The sequence below is a fragment of the Massilia aerilata genome (assembly GCF_042656905.1).
In the GTDB taxonomy this organism is placed as follows: Bacteria; Pseudomonadota; Gammaproteobacteria; order Burkholderiales; family Burkholderiaceae_D; genus Telluria; species Telluria aerilata.
Genome location: NZ_JBHSMZ010000001.1, coordinates 17,703 through 38,768, shown reverse-complemented (window position 1 = coordinate 38,768; position 21,066 = coordinate 17,703). Strand labels below are relative to the sequence as shown.

Genomic DNA, 21,066 nt, shown 5'->3' with positions numbered 1-21,066 from the left:
TTCTTCCTTAACCTTTGACTGCGCCGGCGGCGATGCCGCGCACGAACCAGCGCCCGGAGGCGAAATACAGGGTCAGCGGCACCAGCGCGGTGAGAATGGTGGCCGCCATGTTCACGTTGTACAGCCGGGTGCCGGTGGTGGTGTTGATCACGTTGTTCAGCTGGACCGTCATCGGCAGGTTCTCGCGCCCCGCGAACACCAGGCCGAGGATGTAGTCGTTCCACACGCCGGTCACCTGGATGATGGCCGCGACCACGATGATGGGCAAGGAAATCGGCAGCATGATGCGCAGGAAGATGCGCCAGAACCCGGCGCCGTCCACGCGCGCCGCCTGGAACAGTTCGTGCGGCACCGAGCAGTAGTAATTCCGGAACAGCAGGGTCATCATCGGCATGCCGAACACGAGGTGCACCAGCACGATGGCCGGCAGCGAGCCGAACACGCCGGCCAATGCCATCACCCGCACCAGCGGATAGATCATCACCTGCACCGGCACGAAGGCGCCGGCCATCAGCACGCCGAACAGCAGGTTCGCGTAGCGCGGGCGCCAGAACGACAGCGCATAACCGTTGACGGCGCCGATCAGGATCGGCAGCACGGTCGACGGGACCGCGATCGCCACCGAGTTCCGGAAGCCGGTGCGCAGGCCCTCGCAGGCGGCGCCGGTGCATACCGTGCTCCAGGCCTGGCGCCAGGGTTCCAGCGTGGCGTTCAGGGGCAGCGCGAAGATCCCGCCCTGGCGGATCTCGTCCATGCTCTTGAGCGAGGTGACGACCATGACGTAGAGCGGCAGCAGGAAGAACAGCGCGGCCATGAACAGGAAGGCGTAGATGCCGATGCGGTGGGCCGGCAGCCGGCGCCGGCTGCGCGTGCGGACCGGGACCTGCTCGCCGGCGGCGGCGGCCGGCAGGCGCTGGGCGATGCTGTTGAGATTCATGCGGCCTCCTTGCGGCTGCGTGCGTAGGCATAGGGCGCGGCCAGCGCCAGCACCGGCACCAGCAGCACGACCGCGCCGGCCGAAGCCAGGCCGACGTTCGAGCGCAGGAACAGGTGGTCCATGATGAACTTGGCCGGCACTTCGCTGGCCGTGCCCGGGCCGCCCTGGGTCATCGCGACCACGGCGTCGTACAGCTTGACGACGGCGGTCGCCAGCAGCAGCAGGACCGTGGCTACGGTCGGCCACATCATCGGCAGCACGATCTGCAGGTAGACGCGCCAGGCCGGGATGCCGTCCAGACGCGCGGCCTTCCAGATTTCCGGATCGACGCCGCGCAGGCCGGCCAGCATCAGCGCCATCACCAGGCCGGAGGCCTGCCACACGGTGGCGATCACGATCGTGTAGATGGCCAGGTCCTGGTCGACGATCCAGCCCAGGGTGAAGTCCTGCCAGCCGAACACGGCCCGGCCCAGGGCGCGGATCGCGGAATCGATGCCGTCGCCCGGCTGCAGCAGCCATTGCCAGACCAGGCCGGTGGCAACGAAGGACATCGCATACGGATACAGGAAGACGGTGCGCAGCACGCCCTCCCCGGTCACGTTCTGGTCGATGAAGACCGCCAGCAGGAAGCCGATCACCAGGCAGGCCAGCACGAACAGCAGGCCATACACGGCCAGGTTGTTCAGCGAGAGCATCCAGCGCTCGTTGTCGAACAGGCGCTGGTACTGGGCCAGGCCGATGAAGTGGCTGGACGGGAAGGTGCGCGAGGCCGTCAGCGACATCCCCAGCGTCCACAGGCCAGCGCCGATGTAGCCGACGAGGACCGTGACGAACATCGGCAGCAGCGCCGTGTACGGCGTGATCTTGCGGAGCTGGGCTTTGGCGGTCATCGCGGTTCCCCCTTAGTAGCGCAGCGCCGAGGCGATGCTCTTCTGCGCCTTTTCGACCGGCATATTGGTATTCCAGTAGGCGGTCAACACGTCCTGCAGGGCGCCGTTCTGGTCGGGCGTCAGATACACCTCGGTCACGCCGACCGGGCGCGAACGGTCGCGCAGGATGGCCATGCCCTTCTGCGCGCAATCGTCCAACTGGCTGGCGTCGAGGTCGGTACGCACCGGCAGCGAGCCTTTCAGCTTGCTGAACTGCAGTTGCACGGCCGGCTGTTCGACCACGCTGGCCATCAGCTTCTGGGCCTGGATGGCGTCCGCATCGTCGGTTTTCGGGAACACGAACACGTCGCCCTGGATCAGGTAGGGACTATTGGCAGAGAGGCCCGGGATGCAGCCGTACTGCTTGCCGGCGGCTTGACCCGCGTTGGTGAACTCGCCCTTGGCCCAGTCGCCCATGATCTGGATGCCGGCGCGGCCCGCAATCACCAGCGCGGTGGCGTCGTTCCAGTTGCGGCCGGGCGAAGCCGGATCGACATAGGTCTGCAGGCGCTTGTAGGCCAGCAGCACATTGCGGAAGGCGGCGGAATTGATGGCCGCCTGGTCGCGGTCGCGGATCACTTTCAGGTACAGCTCGCGCCCGCCGATGTTCGACAGCATGCTCGAGAACAGGATCACTTCCTGCCAGGACTGGCCGCCGTGCGCCAGCGGGATCAGGCCCGCGGCCTTCAGCTTGTCGAGGGCGGCGAACAGTTCGGCCACGCTGGCCGGCTCCTTCGCGATGCCGGCCTTTGCGAAGGCGGCCTTCGAATACCACAGCCAGGTCTGCATGTGGATGTTCATCGGCGCGGCATACCAGTGGCCCTTGACCTTGATGACGCCGACGATGGGTTCGGGCAGCAGCTGGTCCCAGTTCTCGCGGCGCGCGATGTCGTCGACGTCGTTGAGCATGTCTTCCTCGATGATGTCGAGGAACTGCTTCGAGGTGTTGAACTGGGCGGCGGTGGGCGGATTGCCGCCGATGATGCGGTTGACGGTGACGGCGCGCGACTGGTCGCCGCCGGCGATGGCGCTGTCGATCCAGGTGCCGCCGGCGTCGCGGTAGGCCTGCGCGACCTGGCGCACGGCGGCCGACTCGCCTCCCGACGTCCACCAGTGGATCACCTCGGCCCGCGGACCGGCATGCGCCGCCGCAGCGGAGGCGCATAGCCAGGCGGCGAACGCCAGGCAGCGACCTGCAACCATCTCGTCTCCAATGTATCGGCTGCCATTTGCGGGCGTGTCCGGATTGGAAACGTTCCCATGGCTTTTGCCGGACTATAGCACCGGGCCGAAATTAGTGTCAAACAGAAAATACCTGACGTGGATTTTCCTACAAAACAAGGACGAGATGGCAGGAATTTGTAGGGACCGTCGTTCCCGCGCAGGCGAGAACCCAGGTTTGCGGGCAGATCCATAATGCACACGACATTGGATCCCCGCCTTCGCGGGGACGACGACCCTCATGGTCAGCCGAACAGCTTGGCCGCCGTCTTCGCCACCAGATCGCCCTGGAAGCGCGCCCCGTCCAGTTCCAGCTGGCTCGGCTGGCGCTGGCCCTGGCCGCCGGCGATGGTGCTGGCGCCGTAGGGACTGCCGCCGGTGATCTCGTCCAGCGTCATCTGGCCCTGGAAGCTGTACGGCAGGCCGACCACCACCATCCCCAAGTGCAGCAGATTCGTGAGGATCGAGAACTGGGTGGTCTCCTGGCCGCCGTGCTGGGTCGCGGTCGAGGTGAAGGCCGCGCCCACCTTGCCGTTCAGGGCGCCGCGCGCCCACAGGCCGCCGGTCTGGTCGAGGAAGGCCGCCATCTGCGAAGGCATGCGGCCATAGCGCGTCGGCGCGCCGATGATGATGGCGTCATAGTCCGGCAGTTCGTCGACGGTGGCGATGGGCGCCTGCTGGTCGAGCTTGAAGTGGGCCGGACGCGCGATGTGCTCCGGGACCGTCTCCGGCACCCGTTTGAGTGCGACCGTGGCGCCGGCCTTGCGCGCGCCGTCGGCGACCGCCTCCGCCATCTGTTCGATGTGGCCATAGGTGGAGTAATACAAGACCAGTACTTTCGCCATGCCGTTCTCCTTCGCTCATGCGTGGGTGTGAGGTGCGAGCATGCTAGCCGGAAGCGCGCAAAAGGGGCGCACCATCGAAAGCCGAGCAGGCCGCGAATGTTGCAAGTAGAATACGGCCCGATGAAAGCCCGCACCTACCTGATCCTGATGGCCACCGCGATCCTGCTCCCGGTGACCCTGGTCGCATCGGTAGGTCTGTCGAGGCTGCTGCATTCGGAGCGCGAATCGCGCATCCGCGGCGTGCAGGAAACCGGCCGCGTCGGGGCGCTGGCGATCGACCGCGAGATCGCCGTCGCCGAAGCTTCGCTGCGCGGCATCGTCAGCGCCGAAGCGCTGCGCCGCCACGACTTCGCCCAGCTGCACCGCGAAGCCAGCGCCATGAACCGTGCCACGCCCTGGTCCTGGACGCTGCTGATGCACGCCAGCGGCACGCCCATGCTGAACACCCTGGTGCCCTGGGGCGCACCGCTGCCCGAGTATTCGGCCAAGTGGGTCGGCGACGTCTATGCCGCGCAGAAGACCCGGGTGTCGGGCTACTTCATCGGCACCCTGGCCCACCGGCCCGCGATCTCGGTCGACGTGCCGGTGCCGGGCGTCCATGGCGAGCCCTATGTCGTGAGCCAGGTCTTCGACGCCAGCTACTTCGGGCGGGTATTCAAGGACAAGGCCATCGGCAGCGGCTGGGTCGTCACCATCTTCGACGCCAACGGCATCTCGATCGCGCGCAACCGCAATGCCGAGCAACTGGTCGGCAAGCCGGTGCGTCCCGAGCTGTACCAGGCCTCGCGGCGCGAGCCGAACGGCGTGCTGCGCCACGCGACGCATGACGGCATCGACGTCTACAGCGTCTACACCCGCGCGCCGCTGAGCGGCTGGACGCTGGCCATCGGCGTGCCGGCGCCCGAGATCGAGGCGAAGGCGCGCACCGCGACCCTGTATGCGGCGCTGGCGCTGCTGGGCGTGATGGGGCTGGCGATCGCCATCGCCGTGTTCCTGGCCAAGCGCCTGTCGGTATCGCTCGACCAGGCACGCGTGGCCGCCCAGGCCCTGGCCGGCGGCGCCGAGCCGCCGACGGCATCGACCATGGTGGCCGAAGTCGACATGCTGCTTGACGGCCTGCGCCACACCAGCCGCGAGCTCACGTGCGAGCGCGCCGCGCGCCAGCGCCTGCAGGACGAGCGCGAAGCCCTGCTGTGCAGCGAACAGGCAGCGCGGCGCCAGGCCGAGGCACAGAGCATCGCCAAGGACGCCTTCCTCGCGATGCTGAGCCACGAGCTGCGCAATCCGCTGGCGGCCATCGCCGGCGCGGTCCAGGTGCTCGACCTGCCCGGCGTGAAGCCGGCGCTGGCCGCCCATGCGCGCGAGATCGGCCGGCGCCAGGTACGCCACCTGACCCGCATCGTCGACGACTTGCTGGACGTGCGCCGCATCCTGTCCGGCAAGGTGAAGCTGCGGCGCGACCGCATCGACGCCGGCGCCCTGCTGCGCCAGTGCTGCGAGACGCGCAGGCTGGCCGACGCCGGCGCCCACGCCTGGCAGGTCGACGCCGGCAGCCTGTGGATCCTCGCCGATCCGACCCGCCTCGAACAGATCTTTGACAACCTGCTGCACAACGCGATCAAGTACACCCCGGCCGGCGGCGCGATTGCCGTGCGCGCCCGCGAGTCCGGCGCGGAAGCCGTGATCGAGGTCGCGGACACCGGGGTCGGCATCGACGCCGATACCCTGCCGATGATCTTCGACGCGCTGGTGCAGGGGCCGACCGGAATCGACCGGGCCCAGGGCGGACTGGGACTGGGGCTGGCCCTGGTGAAGGAGTTGACCGCGCTGCATGGTGGGAGTGTCGAGGCGCGCAGCGAGGGGGCGGGCCGGGGTTGTGTGTTCACCTTGCGCTTGCCGCTGGCCCTAGATGCCGTCGCTCCCGTGTAGGCGGGCACGACGTGCCAGCTGTATCCGCTCGAGCATCCGCTCCGGCGATTCTTCAATATCCACCACCATCCCCGCCTCATCCTCCTGCAGCGGCTCCAGGTCCCGCAACTGGCTATCCAGCAGCGACACAGGCATGTAATGCCCCGCCCGCGCCCCCATGCGCGCAGCGATGAGCTCGCGGCTCCCATCCAGGTGCACGAAGCGCAGATCACAGCCCGAGCCGCGCAGGGTATCGCGATACGCCCGCTTGAGCGCCGAGCAGGCCAGCACCACCTCCCGGCCGCCGGCGCAGGCGCGCGCCAGCTCGCCGGCCAGCCGCGCCAGCCAGCCTTCACGGTCGGCGTCCGTCAGCGCGATCCCGGCCGACATCTTGCGCACGTTGTCGTCCGAATGAAAGCGGTCGCCCTCGATGAATTCGGCGTCCAGGGCATCGGCCAGGCGCTTGCCGACCTCGCTCTTGCCGCAGCCGCTCACCCCCATGATCACCCAGGCGCTCATGTGCTCTCGCGCTCGCGCAGGGTGAAGCCGAGGTCGATGCGGCGCGCTGCCGGCGCCTTGCCGGCGATAAGGTCCAGCAGCAGCGAGGCGGCCTGGTAGCCGACCTGGTAGCGCGGCGTGTCGACCGTGGTCAGCGAAGGCAGCATCAGGCTGGAGGCCGGCAGGTCGTTGAAGCCGGCCACCGCGATCCGCCCCGGCACCGGAATGCCGGCGCGCTGGCAATGGAAGATCGCGCCGTGCGCCAGGTCGTCGTTGCAGAAAAAGACGGCGTCGGCATCCGGCAGCTCGGCCAGCACGCGCCGCATCAGCGCCGCGCCGAGGGCGACGGTGGAGGGTGCGGGCGTCATGATTTCGAGGCGCTGGTCGAACAGGCCGGCTTCAGTCATCGCCTGGCGCCAGCCGTCGGCGCGGCGCAGGGTGCGCTCGTCGAGCTGGGCGCCGACGAAGGCGATGCGGCGGTAGCCTTTCCCCAACAGGTGGCGCGTCAGCGCCATGCCGGCGTCGAGCTGGGAAAAGCCGACCGACAGCATCGACGGCGTCTCCGCCAGGTCCATCATGGCCACCACCGGCACGCGCAGGGTCTCGAGCATGCTGGCCACTTCGGGACTGTGGCTCAGGCCGGGCAGCAGGATGCCGTCCGGGTCCGATTGCAGGTAGGTGCGCAGCAGCTTTTCTTCCTCGGCGTCCGAATAGTGTGTATTGCCGATCAGGAGCTGGTAGTGGCTGGCCTCGACCGCGTCCTGGATCCCGTCCAGCACCGCGGTGAACACCGCGTTCGACAGCGAAGGCACCAGCACCGCGATCACGTGCGACTGGCGCGATGCCAGCGCCTGCGCCGCGCGGTTCGGCACATAGCCGAGTTCCAGCACGGCCCGCTCGACCTTGGCCCGGGTCGCATCCGAGACCAGCTGCGGCCGGCTGAGCGCGCGCGAGGCGGTCATGGTCGACACGCCCGCCAGGCGCGCCACTTCCTCCAGCGTTGCCCGGCCCGTTCCGCGTCCTTTACCTGCCCTGCTTCTGCTCATCGTCTTCCCGCTGATGGCCGTTCGGCCGACCCCGGATTGCGCCATGCTTTGGACAGTTTGTCAATGTCCTGTCCGAGATGTCCTACATGTCCTCCGCCTATTTTCCGATTGTCGCTATCAGTAAGCGGACTACCATGAAGTTTTCGGCACGGACAAGGAGGAGTGAATGCCAAGCAGTAATCGGTCAAGGCCGGCCAGCCGGGCAGTACTCCAGCCCAGGGTAATTCCCAGCGCGCTCAGGCCAATCTTGGCAATCGTCAGCAAGGAGGAAATCTGAATCGGCAACAGGGCAAGCAGCAACAGCGACACATGCAACAGAAGTCAATCCTTCCTTCAGCGGCGGGCGCAATGTCCGCCGCGCACTCCTTCCCGCGGTAAGGTCCACAGTTCTTGAACTGTCGTATCCACGCCGCAAGCGCTGGATGTTTCCATGCGGAATGCATATACTGGTCTCGCAAGCCTTCCCTGCACGCATACCACCACTCCCCCTCCCCACCATGAACGCGCCGGCCCTGAATTCCCTCGCCGCAGACCCGCAGCTGCGCATCGACGACGCCCTGGAAGAGCTGAAACGCTCGCGCGAGCGCATGAACGCGATGCTGGAAAGCATAGGCGACGCCTTCTTCGCCGTCGACCGTGACTGGCGCGTGATGTACGCCAACGGCAAGGCCGCCAGCTTCGTCGGCGTGGACCTCGGCAGCAGCATCGGCAAGCCCTTGCTGGAGGTGGTGCCGGACCTGAAAGGCACCGCCATCCTCGACCGCTATCTGCAAGCGATGGAAAGCGGCCAGCCCGCCGTGTTCGAGGATTACTGGGCGCCGACCGCAACCTGGGTCGAAGCACGCGCCTTCCCGACCGCGGACGGCCTGTCGGTCTACTTTCACGACATCACCGAGAAGCGCCTCGCCGAAGAAGCCTTGCGCAAGAGCGAGCAGCGCTTCCGCAACCTGTTCCAGCAGGCTGGCGACAGCATCCTGATCACCGACCGCGAGCTGCGCATCGTCGCCGCCAACGGCCGCGCCTGTGCCCATTTCGGCTACCGCGAGGACGAGCTGCTGGGAATGTCGGCGCGCGCGATCGACAGCAACTTCAGCTACGGCGCCGAGCTGTACGAAAGCCTGCTGCGCGGCCAGACCCACCTGCTGCGCATCGTCAAGCGGCGCAAGGACGGCAGCACCTTCCCGGCCGAAGTCCACGTCTCGCGCTTCGAGGAGAACGGCCAGGAATTCTTCCAGGCGATCATCCGCGACCTGACCGAGCGCGAGGACGCCGAACGCCAGTTGCACCACCTTGCCACCCACGACACCCTGACCGGCCTGCCGAACCGCGCCCTGCTGCACGAACGCCTGCAGCGCATGCTCGACGACTGCGCGCCGGGCCGTTCGGTGGCGGTGATGTTCCTCGACCTCGACCGCTTCAAGGAAGTCAACGACTCCTTCGGCCACGAGCATGGGGATGTGCTGCTGTGCGAAGTCGCCGCGCGCCTGCGAGGGGTGCTGCGCCCGGCCGACGTGGTGGCGCGCCTGGGCGGCGACGAATTCGTGGTCGCGGCCGAAATCGGCGGCGGCAGCGCGGGGGCAGCCTGTCCCGCCGCGGCCATCGGCGCCAAGCTGCTCGAAGTATTGACCCTGCCGGTCACGGTCGGTGCCCAGGACGTGGTGGTGGGCGCCTCGATCGGCATCAGCATGTACCCGCGCGATGCGGCCACGCGCGAGCTGCTGTTCCAGACCGCGGACACGGCGATGTACCGCGCCAAGGCCGAAGGCCGCAACCGCTACCGCTTCTTCGAGCCGGCGATGACGGTGGCGGCGCGCGCCCGCATGGCGCTCGAGCTGTCGCTGCGGCCGGCGCTGGCGCGCGAGGAATTCGAGCTGCACTACCAGCCGCGGGTCGACCTGCGCAGCATGGAGATCGTGGGCATGGAGGCGCTGATCCGCTGGCGCCATCCGCAGCAGGGCATGGTGCCGCCGCAGCAGTTCATCGGCATCGCCGAGGAGACCGGCCTGGTCAATCCGATCGGACGCTGGGTGCTGCGCGAAGCCTGCCGCCAGACCCGCCGCCTGATCGACGAGTACGCAAAGCCGATCCGGGTCTCGGTCAACGTCTCGGCGCGCCAGCTGGCCCAGCCGGGCTTTGCGGCCGAGGTGCGCGAGGCCCTCGCCGACGCCGGCCTGGCCCCGGTCGCGCTGGAACTGGAGCTGACCGAGAGCGCCCTGATCGAAGACCTGGAACGCACCGCCGCCATGCTCGGCGAGCTGCAGGCCCTGGGCGTGAAGCTGGCCGTCGACGACTTCGGCACCGGCTATTCCGGCCTGGCCTACCTGCGCCGCCTGCCGATCGACGTGCTCAAGCTGGACCGCTCCTTCGTGCTGCAGGACGACGGCCGCATCAGCGCCTTCGATTTCGTGAAAGCCTTCGTCGACATGGCGCACGCGCTGCAGATGCAGGTGGTGGCGGAAGGCGTGGAAACCACCGAGGTGCTGGACTTCCTGCGCGCGGCTTCCTGCGACGAGGCCCAGGGTTATCTGCTGGGACGCCCGCTGCCGCTGGCGGAACTGCGCAAGCTACTGGGCAGCCGCCCAGAACGCAGCGCCGTCCTCGCCGCCGAAGCCGGGGCCTGACGACGCCTCCGGCGGGTCCGCCACCAGCAGCGCCAGCCTGCCTTCCAGCGCCTCGAAACGCAGCGGCAGTTCCAGCATGCAGACTTCACCGTCGGCCGCCACCTTGATCCTGCGCCGCCCGGACAAAAATGGCGCCCGCACCGTCATGTTGCGGAACGCGAAGGCGGTCACGTCTTCGGCCTCGCCCAGGCGCCCGAGGGCGCCGCGCAGCAGCAGCGCGAGCATGCGCCATTTGCCGACCGGGCGCGGGGCGATCGCCGCCAGCCGGCCCTCCTGCACCGCATGATCGAGCGGCTGCATGCCGACCTGCGCCATTTGCAGGCGGTTGTTGCCGAAGAAGAGGGTCGGAGTCCGCAGGCGGTGGGCGCGGCCGTCCAGGTCCAGTTCGATGCGCAGGTTGCGGTGCCGGCCCAGCGCCGTCTTCAGCGCCGACAGGATCGCCACCACGCGGCTGCGGCCGTACTGGCGCTTGTCGAGCTCGCGCTCTTCCAGCAAACGCGGATACAGCCCGACGCTGGCGTTCACCAGGAAGTTGCGTCCGTTCACGGCGCCCACCTGCACGTGGCGCACGCGGGCGCGCAGCAGCGCATGCACGGCCTCGCGCAGGTCTTCCGGTATGCCGTGGGTGCGGCCGAAATAATTGAAGGTGCCCTGGGGCAGCACGCCGAACACGCAGCCCTGGCGCACCGCCTCGTGCGCGACCGCGTTCAGGGTGCCGTCGCCGCCGGCCGCGACGAGGATGGCGCCGTCGGCCGCGGCCTTTTGCGCCACCCTGGCGGCGGTGTCGGGCATGCGCGCGCCCTCGTGCACGAGCTCGATCTCGCAACGGCGCCCGGCGCCTGCCAGCACCTCGCGGATGGTGGCGCAGCGCAGCTCGGTATCGGTGCGGCCCGAGCCGGCGTTCAGCACGACGTAGTACGGCGCATCGGGTCCTGGGTCCTGCACGGGCATCTCGCTTGCTCCTCCCCTCTGGCCTGGGTGCCGAAAGGGTAGCAGCTTTGCCCGGCGCGCCGTTCCCGCTTGCCGGACAGAATCGCCGCACGCTTGTCGCCAATTTCGCGACATCGCGCAGCGCCGGGCGCGGCTTATACTGCGGCGCTATGAGAATCAGCAAGGAAAAAGCCGCCGAGAACCGGGTTGCCCTGGTCCGCGCCGCCAGCAAACTGATACGCGAGCGCGGCATCGATGGCGTGGGCGTGGCGGAAATCAGCAAGGCGGCCGGGCTCACGCACGGCGCGCTGTACGCCCACTTCCGCTCGAAGGAGGCGCTGGCGCTGGCCGCGCTCTCGCATGGACTCGAGCAGTCCTGCGCCGGCCTGGACGAGGCCAGCGCCGATGGCCTGGCCGGCCTGTCGCGCTTCCTCGACGATTTCCTGTCGCCCGCCGGGCGCGACGACTACGCTGCCAACTGCCCGGTGGCCGCCTCGGCCAGCGAGATCGGGCGCCAGGACAGCGCGCTCAGCGCACGTTTCGGAGAAGGGATTCTTTCGATGGCGGCCGCTTTCGAACGCGGCATGGGGCCGGGCGGCGACACCCGGGCGCGCGCGCTGACGGTGGTGGCGGCCCTGGTCGGCGCCCAGGCCGTGGCGCGCGGCGCCGCCAAGGGCGACCCCGCGCTGTCCGAAGAAGTGCTGCGCTCCGCGCGCCGACTGATTACTTCGCTCATTACTTCGTGACCGCGATCTCGGTGCGGTGACCGCCCTTGAAGGTGTAGAGGGTGATGGTGCCGTCGCGGATGTCGCCGTGCGGATCGAAGGCGATGTTGCCGGTCACGCCCTTGTAGCGGAGCTTCGCCAGCGCCGGCAGGTATTTCGCGGGCGCCGCGGAACCGGCCCGGTTCATCGCCTCGGCCAGGATCAGGGTCGCGTCATACGAATACGGCGCGATGATCTGGACGTCGATGCCGAAGCGTTTCTTGTAATCGGCGCGGAACTTGTCCATGGCGGCCTTGCCGGCCGCCTCGACGCCGCCCGCTTCCGCGCACACCACCTGGCCGTCGGCCATGGTGCCGCCGGACAGCTTGTGCATCTCGTCCGAGCAGATGCCGTCGCCACCCATCATCTTGACGTTCAGGCCCAGCTGCTTCATCTGGCGCAGCATCGGGCCGGCCACCGCGTTCATCCCGCCGAAGAACACCAGGTCGGGATTGCTGGCGCGGATGCGGGTCAGGATCGCCGAGAAATCGGTCGCCTTGTCGTTGGTGAACTCCTTCGCCACCACATTCACGCCCTGCTGGCGCAGGCCGTTGACGAACTCGGTCACCAGGCCCTGGCCGTAGGCGGTGCGGTCGTCGATCACGGCGACGCGTTTGGCGGCCATGCTCTTGACCGCATAGCGGCCGAGCGCGCGGCCCAGCTGGATGTCGTTGGCGACCACGCGGAAGGTGGTGTTGAAGCCCTGCTTCGTGTACGCCGGATTGGTCGACGACGCGGTGATCTGCGGGATGCCGGCATCGAAGTAGATCTTCGAGGCCGGGATCGTGGTGCCCGACGTCTCGTGCCCGATCACGCCGTTGACTTTCGCATCGGCCAGCTTCTGGGCGGCGGCGGTCGCCTGTTTCGGCTCGCCGGCGTCATCTTCGGGCGCCAGCACCCATTTCACCTTGCGTCCGGCAATCGTGGCGCCACGCGCGTTCAAGGCCTCGATCGCCATGCGCACGCCGTTTTCGCTGTCCTTGCCGAAGTGGGCCACCGGTCCCGTCATGGCGGCCACGTGGCCGATGCGGACGACTTCCTGGGCCGGCGCCAGGCCGGCGGCGGACAATGCGCTCAAGGCAAATAGATACTTCTTCATTCCATCCTCGTCTATACAGGTGATTCTTTATATCAAAAACGATATGTTACAAGGGATAGTTGTAGCTCACAAGTATTCCCTGTAAACAATACGGTTTTCCTGCAGAATGGTGGCCATGCCTGAGAAACTGCCGACACTTTCCGCCGCCACCCTGCTGCGGACCCTGTTCAAGCGCCCTGCCCGCAGCGCCGGCGCCGGGCCGATTGCGACCCGCTACCTGCTCGAACAAATCGGCGCCGACGAGGTGGCGCGCTACCGGCGCGCGCTGGGCTTTGCGGGAACGCGGATACCGCTCACCTATTACTACCTGCTGGCCCAGCGCGCCCACCTGGCGACCATGCTGGGCGCGGCCTTTCCCTTCCGCCTGGTCGGGGCGATCCACGTCGACAATGCGCTGCGCGCCGGCATGCAGCCGGTGGCCGGGCGCCCGCTGGAACTGGCGACCGAGGTCCGCGTCGGGACGCCTGCCGCCAACGGCGCCGTACACGCGGTGCTGGACACCCGGGCGACCCAGGACGGCGAGCTGGTGTTTGCCTGCAGCAGCACCTACCTGGTGGTGCGCGGAAAGCGCAGCGGCGACGGTCCGCGCGCCTCCGCAAGGGCGGCGCCGGCGCTGGCGCCCGTGGCTGGCTGGCGCCTGTCCGCCACCAGCGGCCGCCGCTATGCCGCCCTGTCCGGCGACTGGAACCCGATCCACTTGTGGCCCTGGTCGGCGCGCCCGATGGGCCTGAAGGCGCCGATCATCCACGGCATGCACACACTGGGCCGCGCCTGCGCCGAGCTGGAACGCGCCGGCGGCCGCCCGGTGGCGGCGCTTGGCGGGCGTTTCCGGGCGCCGATCGAACTCGGCGGCGAGGCCGCGCTGGCGGCCAGCCTGGCGGAGGGGCGCTTTACGGTGGCCTCCGGCGGCCGTGTCGCCGTCGAGGGCGAATTCGCGTTTGATGCATCTCAACCCATGCAGGAAGCATATGCGCGATCCTGAGTGAGCCGCCTGGCTTCGGGCGGCGCATCTATAGAAGGACGGCCATGTATAAACGTATCCTGATCCCGAGCGACGGGTCCGAAACCTCCCAGCGCGCCATCCTGGCCGGGGTCGAATTCGCCCGCGAGGTGGGCGCCGAGGTGGTGGGCCTGACGGTCACACCCGAATTCCATGTGCTGAGCACGAACAGCGACATGATCGAAGACACACCCGAGCAATTCGCCGCCGCCGGCGAGGGCCGCGCCCGCAGCATCCTGGCCGCCATCGACGGCGCGGCGCGCGAAGCCGGCCTGCCCTGCCGTCTCGAGCACGCCGTCGACGACGACCCCTATGCCGCCATCGTCGCCGCCGCGGAGCGCCTTGGCTGTGACCTGATCGTGATGGCCTCGCATGGGCGCCGCGGCCTGAAAGGCCTGCTGCTGGGCAGCGAGACCCAGAAGGTGCTGGTACACAGCAGGGTGCCGGTGCTGGTGCACCGCTGAAGGTCCCGGTCGCCATTTATCATGTACAAGCGCATCCTGGTGCCCACCGACGGCACCGAACTCTGCACTGCCGCCCTCGGCCTGCATGCGGGCCCGCCCGAGCGCCTGAACCCGCTGGCCGAAGACGATACCGTGCGCGCCGCCTGGCTGCTCGTACGCGAACAGGCCGGCGATGACGCCCTGGCCTGGATCGCACGCCGCGCCGCGGAAGCCGGCGTGCCCTGCGAAACCCTGCTGGTCCACAGCGAAAGTCCGGCCGCGGCCATCGTCGAGACGGCGCGCGACCGCCTGTGCGACCTGATCGTGATGGGCTCGCACGGCCACGGCGGCCTGCGGGCACGCCTGCTGGGCACCGAAACGACTCGGGTATTGGAGACGTGCGCGATCCCGGTGCTGGTGGTGCGCGGGCCTTCGTAGGGTGGGCACGCCGTGCCCACGGCCGCATGCGGAGCGCTTAGTCCAGGCCCAGCCAGCGGCGATAAGCCGCGTAGTGGTGGACCACGTAACCGCCGAAGGAAGACATCCGCCCCACGCTGCGCGATGTCGCCGCCAGCTCGCGTTCGAGATCGGCCTCCCCCAGGTGGTGGAAAGACACCTTTTTCAGCGCGTTCGGCATGGTCTCGATCCCGATCATGACCGGGCGGCCGATCGCCTCGCCGTAGCCGAGTTCGTCCATCGCATGGCTGACCAGGCCGTCGCCGCCCTCCGCATGGTCGCGGTAGTCCATCAGCGCGACGAAATCGTAGATGTCCTGGACGTGCTGGCTGACCGGCTTGCGCCGGCCCTTCCACTCGAGCTGGATGCCGTCCAGCCAGAACGGGATCGCCGGGCCCATCGGCAGGGCCTGGCCGGAGGCGGCTTTTACCCGCATCAGCGCATCCGACATCTCGACGAAGCTGGCCAGCAGTTCCATCTTGCGGGTCGACCACTCGGCCAGGATGTGGGGCTCGATGTCGAGGTTGATGCCGTCGAAGCGTTCTTCCGGCGCGGCCGCCTTGTTGTAGTCGAGCACACGCTGGAGCATGGCCACGGCTTCGTCGCGGTGGCGCGGCAGCACGTAGCGTTCCGTGTTCAGGTAGCCCGAACCCAGCAGCGCGTAGACCTTGAGCCCGGACGCGTGCATGCGGCGCAGCAGCCGGCGGTAGGCCTGGGGCTGGGATGCGATCAGGTTGCGGCCGCGCCAGGCATCGGCGTACAGGTAGATGGTGCCGATCGCCTTCGATTTCAGGAAGGCGATGCCCTGGGCGGCCGCGCCCTCGCTCTCCAGCATGGCGTAGGACTCGCCTTCCCAGGTCCAGATCGCGCGCGGGCCGGCCGCGGTGGCGGGCAAGTCGGCGGCCTGCGCGCCGCCAAGCACGAGCAGCGCGGCCAGCGCCAGGCCGCGCATCACAGCTTCATCTCCACGTGGTACTGGCCGATGCCGATCGAACGGCCGGTCTCCGGGTGCGAGGGAATCATCGAGACGAAATAAGTCCCGTGCGGCAGCTTGCCCAGCCTGGCCGGCAGCGCCACCTTCAGCGCGGCGCCCGGCGCCAGCGTCTGCAGCTCGCCGGCCGCCTCGCCGACTTCCAGCCCGCCGGCGTCGCTGATCACCAGCAGCGGCACGAAGGGCTGGGAGGTCGCGGTGGACTGGTTGCTCATGGTCGCTTCGATCACGGCGGCGCCGTCCGGACCCGCGGCGGCGGCGCGCTTGACGCCGGAAACGCCGACCCCGCCCTCGGCCGCCAGCGCGACGCTGCGCAGTTCGCGCGCCTCGCTGCGGTAAGGCGCCAGCTGGTCGATGGCGGCCGGTGGCGCCAGGGCGGCTGCGCGTGCGGCCACGCGGTTGGCCTGCAGGAAGCCCTCGAACTGGCTGCGCGCCGTGGCCAACGCCTTGCCGTCGGGCGCGCGGTCGGTCAGCAGGCCGTCGGCCAGCGCGTACAGCCGGCCCTGGGCCAGGTAGACCGAGCCGGAAACGAAGTCGCTGAGTTCCGTCTTGGTCTGCTTCAGCGGGATCACGTGCAGGTTGCGGAAGCTGGTGTCGGTATCGAGCCCGGTGCCGAGCCAGTTCACCTGGGACGGCGATTGCAGCCCGTGATTATTAGACAGGTAGGCCAGCAGCGAGGGCGCGAGATCGAACTGCGAGGACACCGCCTTGACCGCGCGCGGCGCCTTCAGCATCGGCGAATACACGATCAGCGGCACGTGGTAGCGCTCGATGCGGGTGTCCATCGGCAGCTCGGGCAGGCGGTGGTCGCCGGTGATGATGAAGATGGTGTTCTCGAAGCCGGGCAGCTTCGCGGCGCCCTCGAAGTAGCGGCGCAGCGCATCGTCGGTGTAGAGAATGGAGGCGAAGATCTCGCGCTGGGCCGCATAGCCCGGATTCGCATTGCCGGCGATGCCCAGCCGGGCCAGGCGCTGCCCCACCTTTTCCAGGTAGCGCGGCTTGTCCGGGAAGCTGAAGGGATCGTGCATGCTGGTGGTCTGGATGATCGAGACCGTGGGCGCCTGCTCGCGGTCCTGCGCCTGGCGCCGCAGCGCCATGTCGACCAGTTCGCCGTCCGGATAGCCCCATTCGTTGCTGCGCTGGGCCGGCGGGCCGTAATCGCGTTCGCTGACGAAGCGCTCGACGCCTTCCTGGCGCAGGTACTTGCCTTCGTTGTCGAACTCCAGGTTGGAGCCGCTGTAGAAATTCAGGCGGTAGCCCTGGGCCTTCAATACGCTCAGCAGCGAGGCGTGGCGCGGCATCCGGTCGCCCAGCGCCGCCAGGCCGTTGTCGCCGAAGGGCAGCGAACCGAACACCGTGGTCAGCACGCCGAAGGTGCGGCCCTGCCCCGCCAGGAAGTTCTCGAAGTACAGGCTGCGCCCGGCCAGTTCGTCGAGGAAGGGCGTGAAGCTGCCCAGGCGCGCGCCCGGCCCGGAGAAGGTGCGGCCCAGTCCTTCGACGATGATGAAGACCAGGTTCGGCGGCGGCGAGCCAGGACGCCGCTCGAGCAGCGGGCCCAGGGTGTCGGGGGTGCGCTCGGCACGCGCGAAGGGATAGCGCGGGTCCTTGCCGGTCCAGGGCAGCTCGCCCTTGCCGTGTGCAAGCTCGCCGGCGCCGCCGGTGCCCGCCACGTGGGCCAGGTTGCGGTCGGCAAAATAGGCCGTCTTGTTCAGCAGGTAGTCGATGCTGGCTTCACTCTGGGCGGCCGGCGGCGCAAAGTGATCGGGCAGGAAGGCGAAGCCCAGCAAGCTGACCGCGCCCGCGATCAGGGCCGGGCGCGCGCCGGCGCGCGGCCACCATGCGCGGCTGCAGGCATTCAGCGCCACCCACAGCACGGCCAGGGCGGACAGCAGCGCCACCACCAGCGGCGGATGGACGCGCCAACCGCCGCCGACCGTGGTCGCGACCTCGGCGCGGGAATAGCCGAACAGGTCGGCGCCCAGCGGCACGCCGGCGATCCACTCGTATTGCACCAGGCCGGCCTGGCAGGCCAGCAGCGCCGACCAGCACAGGCCCAGCAATGCGAGGCGCCAGCGCCGCGCGGGGATCGGCGCCAGCAGCGTCGCGCCCAGCACCAACAGGAAGCCGTAGCGCAGCAGCGACAGCAGGTCGTTGGCCAGCGCGGGGCCGAACAGGATGGATACCTTGACCGTGCCGGCCACGTGCGAGGTTTCGGCGATGCGCAGGCAGAGCCAGGCCAGCATCAGGGCCGGCAGGCAGCTCAGGACGTCGGAGAGGGCCGCGCCCAGCGCGCGGCGCAGCGGACCGGTCTCCCTGACCGGCGCCGGCGGCTTCTCGGCGACGGCTACCATCGGCGGTACAGCGCGAACGTGATCCCGCGCTCGTCGCCGGCACCGGCGCCGCCGGACGCCGCGCGCGAGAAGCTGGCGCCGATCTTCCCGCCCCATTGCGGCGTGAAGTAGCGCACCCAGGCGACGCCGCCGCCGCCCGAGCGGGCGCGCCCGCCCACCAGGCTGAGAGGATCGTCGCTGCGGCCGCTGTTGGCGCTCAGCTCGAGGTAGTTGTCGGCGTCGCCGGTGTAATACCAGCGCGCCAGCAGGCGCTCGCCGGTGCTGCGCGAATCCTGCGAGACGATGTTCTGGTGCCGCAGCTGGATGTAGAAGTTGCCGCTGTACTTGGCGATGCTGATGCCGTAGATGTTGACGCGCGAGTCGAAGCCCAGCACGTCATCGCTGAGCGAGGCTTCCCAGCCCGAACCGAGCGCCTGCCAGACCTCGACCCGGCCCGAGTTGGCCGGAAACAGGCGGCTGCCGGCCGAGTGCTGGTAGCGCAGGTTGGCATAGGCGCCCTGCCACAGGCTGGCGTAGCCGTCCAGCGCCCAGGCATGGTCCTGCTGGCCGAAGCGGTGCGCGCGCAGGGTCTCGAAGCCCAGCGAGCCGGCCTTCATGTAATGGCGCAGGCTGACCGTTTGATCGTTCCAGCGCGGACCGATGCCGACGTCCGTCCAGCTCGAGGACAGGCCGGCGGCCCAATCGTAACCGGCGGCGCCGACGGCGTCGGGCGTGCCCGCGGACGGCAAGACCGGCCGTGGCAGCAGCTCGGCCAGCAGGGCGTCGATCTCGGCCGCATCACCGCCCAGAACGCGGGCGCGTTCCAGGTCCGCACGCGCCTCGGGCGCATGGCCGAGAGCGCGCTGCGCACGGGCCCGCGCCACCAGGGCGGCCGGGTCGTTCGGGCGCAGGGCGGCCAGGTGCTGGTAGGCTTCCAGCGCCTTGGCCGGCTGTTCGCTCCAGCGGTAAGTATTGCCCAGGGCTTCCCAGACGTCGGCATAGTCCGGCGAGGCGGCCGCGGCAGCCGACAGGTCGGCCACCGCCTCGTTCCAGCGTCCCAGGCGCGAATGGACGATGCCGCGGCCCAGCAGGACGTCGGCATTGCCCGGCGAGCGCGTCAGCAGGGCCGAATACGCCGCCAGCGCCAGCTCGGGCTGGCCGCCATTGGCGAGCGCACGCGCCTTCGCGTACTGGTCGTCGAAGGATGGGGCGCTGGGTGGCTGGACCTGGGCAGGCGGATTGTCGGGGAGCTGGAAATCGATCGGCATGTAGAAGGAGAAAGGGGCAAAGGACGCAGGCCAAACTGTGCCGGACTCACCCTGTTGCGTCAAGGAAAGCACCTATTCTGCGGCCCTTCTGTCGCGCAAAACCCTCAGTTGCTTTGCAAAAGCTTATTTCAAACCCGGCCGCGAGAGGTCGACCACGCGCCCGGACAGCGTGAAGATGCCCTCGCCCTGGTAATGCAGGGTCTCGGGATGGGCCGGCGTGGCCGCGGCCCGCGCCGCCACGACCTCCCAGACGAAAAAATTATATTTGTCGACCAGGCTGTCGTCGTGCAGCCGGCATTCGAACTGCGCGTGGCACTCGCGGATGGACGGCGCGCCCACCAGGCGCGAGGGCTGGGCCGTCAGTCCATAGGCGTCGAACTTGTCGATCTCGGCGCCGCTGGTCGAGCCGATCCCGAGCACCGCCTCGGTGAGTGCCGTGGTCGGGAGGTTGATCACGCATTCGCCGCTGGCGCGCACCAGTTCGAAGCTGTGGTTGCCGGACGCGATCACGCAGCCGACCAGCGAAGGCGTGAATTCCATCACGGTGTGCCAGCCCATGGTCATGATGTCGCGCCGGCCCTGCCAGCTGGAGGACACCAGCACCACCGGGCCGGGTTCGAGGTAGCGCCGCACCTGGTGCGGCGGGAGGGTGTGCTTGCGGGGCAGGTTCATGGATGCATGATCGCTCGCCGGCGGCGGCCGGGGCGCACGGATGGGCGGCGGCGGCGCCAGGCGGTACACTAGCGGGATGAAGTCCACCGCTTTCCTGTCGCGCAACCGCCGTCTCCTCGTCCTGTGCGCGGTGTCGGTGGCGCTGCATGGCGCCTTGCTGGAACTGGCTGCGCAGCGCCAGCCCGGCCCGCTGGCGCCGCCCATGGCGCCGGCGCCGCTGGCGCTGCGCCTGGTGGGCCTGGCGCCGCACGCGCACGGCAGCGCCGCCGCCACGCAGCGCGCACCGGAACCCGAACCCGGACAGCAAGCCACGCGGCCCGCGCCGGCGCCCGCCGCCGCGCCCGTGAGACCAGCGGCGCCCCCTGCCCGCCCGCGCCAGGCCGCGCCGCCGGCGCCAGCCATGCCAGGGTCGAATACCGCAAGCGCCCCTGCCACTGCCCAGCCAGTCCCCGGTGCGCGCCTGCTGGTGCAGATGCCGGGCCGCTACCGGGTCTCCCTGCCCCCCTCGGCGCGCCTGCGCTACGAGCTGCTGCTGCAGGGACGGCCGGCGCCGGACAGGCCGGCCTACCTCGACTGGCGCAGCGACGGCGCCAGCTACACGCTCGACATCGACGGCCTGGCAGGCCGCCTGTCCAGCCGCGGCATGGGCGGCGACGCCGGCATCGTGCCGCTGCAGGCCAGCGAAACCCAGGGCGACCGGGCGCTGCGCACCAGCTTCGATCCAGAGACGGGAGAAGTACGGTTCGCGGCCGGCGGCGCCAGCGCGCAGGCCGTGATCGGCATGCAGGACCGCGCTTCGGTGCTGGTGCAGCTGGCCGCGATCGGCCGCGCCAGCACCGAGCAGATGCAGGACGTGATCCGGATCGCCGTGGCCGATGCCGCCGCGGTGGTTATCAGCCAGTACCAGGTGCTGGGGCAGGAAGACGTCGCCACCGGCATCGGCACCCTGCCGGCCTGGCATCTGGCGCAGGCGGCGGCGCCCGGCCAGGCGCGCCTCGAACTGTGGCTGGCGCCGTCCCAGGACTGGCTGCCGGTGCAGCTGCGCCTGACCGCGGCGGACGGCTCGGTGTCGACGCAGGTCCTCACCCGCGTCGAGCGTTAAGGGCGT

At 69.1% G+C, this 21,066-nt stretch carries 20 protein-coding genes; 7 read left to right on the top strand and 13 right to left on the bottom strand.

The window, feature by feature from the left end; genetic code table 11:
• Positions 1-7 precede the first annotated feature (7 nt).
• From ACFPO9_RS00175 to wrbA, 4 genes are all read right to left on the bottom strand, one after another.
• Positions 8-937 (bottom strand): carbohydrate ABC transporter permease, encoded by a 930-nt coding sequence (locus ACFPO9_RS00175; RefSeq protein WP_379765247.1) that lies wholly within the window; start codon positions 935-937, stop codon positions 8-10.
• Positions 934-1,827 carry a carbohydrate ABC transporter permease gene (locus tag ACFPO9_RS00170; protein WP_379765244.1) on the bottom strand — a complete coding sequence of 298 codons (894 nt, stop codon included), beginning with the start codon at positions 1,825-1,827 and terminating at the stop codon, positions 934-936. Before ACFPO9_RS00170 ends, ACFPO9_RS00175 begins: the two co-directional genes overlap by 4 nt.
• Before the next feature lie 12 nt (positions 1,828-1,839).
• The gene (locus ACFPO9_RS00165; RefSeq protein ID WP_379765241.1) at positions 1,840-3,069 is read right to left on the bottom strand and encodes an ABC transporter substrate-binding protein; all 1,230 of its coding nucleotides are present in this window, start codon (positions 3,067-3,069) and stop codon (positions 1,840-1,842) included.
• Between the two features lie 263 nt (positions 3,070-3,332).
• Entirely contained in the window at positions 3,333-3,932 is a 600-nt protein-coding gene (wrbA, locus tag ACFPO9_RS00160) for an NAD(P)H:quinone oxidoreductase (protein ID WP_379765238.1), read from the bottom strand.
• Positions 3,933-4,028: 96 nt separating this feature from the next.
• On the opposite strand from wrbA, the gene ACFPO9_RS00155 reads away from it, so the two are divergent.
• Positions 4,029-5,861: a sensor histidine kinase gene (locus ACFPO9_RS00155; RefSeq protein ID WP_379765235.1), complete on the top strand. Its 1,833-nt coding sequence runs from the start codon at positions 4,029-4,031 to the stop codon at positions 5,859-5,861.
• On the opposite strand, the gene ACFPO9_RS00150 is transcribed toward ACFPO9_RS00155, so the two are convergent.
• From ACFPO9_RS00150 to ACFPO9_RS00140, 3 genes are all read right to left on the bottom strand, one after another.
• A complete protein-coding gene (locus ACFPO9_RS00150) occupies positions 5,838-6,359 on the bottom strand; it encodes a gluconokinase (protein WP_379765232.1) in 522 nt (173 codons plus the stop codon). The genes ACFPO9_RS00155 and ACFPO9_RS00150 overlap by 24 nt on opposite strands.
• A complete protein-coding gene (gene gntR, locus ACFPO9_RS00145; protein ID WP_379765230.1) occupies positions 6,356-7,384 on the bottom strand; it encodes an HTH-type transcriptional regulator GntR in 1,029 nt (342 codons plus the stop codon). The genes ACFPO9_RS00150 and gntR overlap by 4 nt, the downstream gene beginning before the upstream one ends.
• Positions 7,385-7,513: 129 nt before the next feature.
• Positions 7,514-7,699 carry a hypothetical protein gene (locus tag ACFPO9_RS00140; RefSeq protein WP_379765227.1) on the bottom strand — a complete coding sequence of 62 codons (186 nt, stop codon included), beginning with the start codon at positions 7,697-7,699 and terminating at the stop codon, positions 7,514-7,516.
• Between the two features lie 182 nt (positions 7,700-7,881).
• On the opposite strand from ACFPO9_RS00140, the gene ACFPO9_RS00135 reads away from it, so the two are divergent.
• Positions 7,882-10,005: a putative bifunctional diguanylate cyclase/phosphodiesterase gene (locus ACFPO9_RS00135; protein ID WP_379765224.1), complete on the top strand. Its 2,124-nt coding sequence runs from the start codon at positions 7,882-7,884 to the stop codon at positions 10,003-10,005.
• Here the strand turns inward: ACFPO9_RS00135 and ACFPO9_RS00130 are convergent.
• Complete coding sequence (locus ACFPO9_RS00130; protein WP_379765221.1) at positions 9,949-10,956, bottom strand: diacylglycerol/lipid kinase family protein; 1,008 nt, start codon at positions 10,954-10,956, stop codon at positions 9,949-9,951. The genes ACFPO9_RS00135 and ACFPO9_RS00130 overlap by 57 nt on opposite strands.
• Positions 10,957-11,105: 149 nt before the next feature.
• On the opposite strand from ACFPO9_RS00130, the gene ACFPO9_RS00125 reads away from it, so the two are divergent.
• Positions 11,106-11,681: a TetR/AcrR family transcriptional regulator gene (locus ACFPO9_RS00125; RefSeq protein ID WP_379765218.1), complete on the top strand. Its 576-nt coding sequence runs from the start codon at positions 11,106-11,108 to the stop codon at positions 11,679-11,681.
• Here the strand turns inward: ACFPO9_RS00125 and ACFPO9_RS00120 are convergent.
• On the bottom strand, positions 11,671-12,798 hold the full coding sequence (locus tag ACFPO9_RS00120) for a branched-chain amino acid ABC transporter substrate-binding protein (protein ID WP_379765215.1): 1,128 nt from the start codon (positions 12,796-12,798) through the stop codon (positions 11,671-11,673). The genes ACFPO9_RS00125 and ACFPO9_RS00120 overlap by 11 nt on opposite strands.
• Positions 12,799-12,913: 115 nt before the next feature.
• Here ACFPO9_RS00120 and ACFPO9_RS00115 point away from each other — a divergent pair, with 115 nt between their 5' ends.
• From ACFPO9_RS00115 to ACFPO9_RS00105, 3 genes are read left to right on the top strand one after another with little or no spacing between them, the layout of a single operon-like run.
• Complete coding sequence (locus ACFPO9_RS00115) at positions 12,914-13,780, top strand: MaoC/PaaZ C-terminal domain-containing protein (protein ID WP_379765212.1); 867 nt, start codon at positions 12,914-12,916, stop codon at positions 13,778-13,780.
• A gap of 44 nt (positions 13,781-13,824) precedes the next feature.
• Complete coding sequence (locus tag ACFPO9_RS00110; protein ID WP_379765209.1) at positions 13,825-14,262, top strand: universal stress protein; 438 nt, start codon at positions 13,825-13,827, stop codon at positions 14,260-14,262.
• Positions 14,263-14,283: 21 nt separating this feature from the next.
• The gene (locus ACFPO9_RS00105; protein ID WP_379765206.1) at positions 14,284-14,679 is read left to right on the top strand and encodes a universal stress protein; all 396 of its coding nucleotides are present in this window, start codon (positions 14,284-14,286) and stop codon (positions 14,677-14,679) included.
• 37 nt (positions 14,680-14,716) lie between these two features.
• On the opposite strand, the gene ACFPO9_RS00100 is transcribed toward ACFPO9_RS00105, so the two are convergent.
• The 4 genes from ACFPO9_RS00100 to ACFPO9_RS00085 form a co-directional block, all read right to left on the bottom strand.
• Positions 14,717-15,649 carry a hypothetical protein gene (locus ACFPO9_RS00100; RefSeq protein WP_379767559.1) on the bottom strand — a complete coding sequence of 311 codons (933 nt, stop codon included), beginning with the start codon at positions 15,647-15,649 and terminating at the stop codon, positions 14,717-14,719.
• The gene (locus tag ACFPO9_RS00095; protein WP_379765203.1) at positions 15,649-18,039 is read right to left on the bottom strand and encodes an LTA synthase family protein; all 2,391 of its coding nucleotides are present in this window, start codon (positions 18,037-18,039) and stop codon (positions 15,649-15,651) included. Before ACFPO9_RS00095 ends, ACFPO9_RS00100 begins: the two co-directional genes overlap by 1 nt.
• Positions 18,033-19,286 carry a YaiO family outer membrane beta-barrel protein gene (locus ACFPO9_RS00090; RefSeq protein WP_379765200.1) on the bottom strand — a complete coding sequence of 418 codons (1,254 nt, stop codon included), beginning with the start codon at positions 19,284-19,286 and terminating at the stop codon, positions 18,033-18,035. Before ACFPO9_RS00090 ends, ACFPO9_RS00095 begins: the two co-directional genes overlap by 7 nt.
• Before the next feature lie 123 nt (positions 19,287-19,409).
• Positions 19,410-19,958: a flavin reductase family protein gene (locus ACFPO9_RS00085; RefSeq protein WP_379767557.1), complete on the bottom strand. Its 549-nt coding sequence runs from the start codon at positions 19,956-19,958 to the stop codon at positions 19,410-19,412.
• A gap of 76 nt (positions 19,959-20,034) precedes the next feature.
• Here ACFPO9_RS00085 and ACFPO9_RS00080 point away from each other — a divergent pair, with 76 nt between their 5' ends.
• The gene (locus ACFPO9_RS00080; RefSeq protein WP_379765197.1) at positions 20,035-21,060 is read left to right on the top strand and encodes a DUF3108 domain-containing protein; all 1,026 of its coding nucleotides are present in this window, start codon (positions 20,035-20,037) and stop codon (positions 21,058-21,060) included.
• Positions 21,061-21,066: the final 6 nt, after the last annotated feature.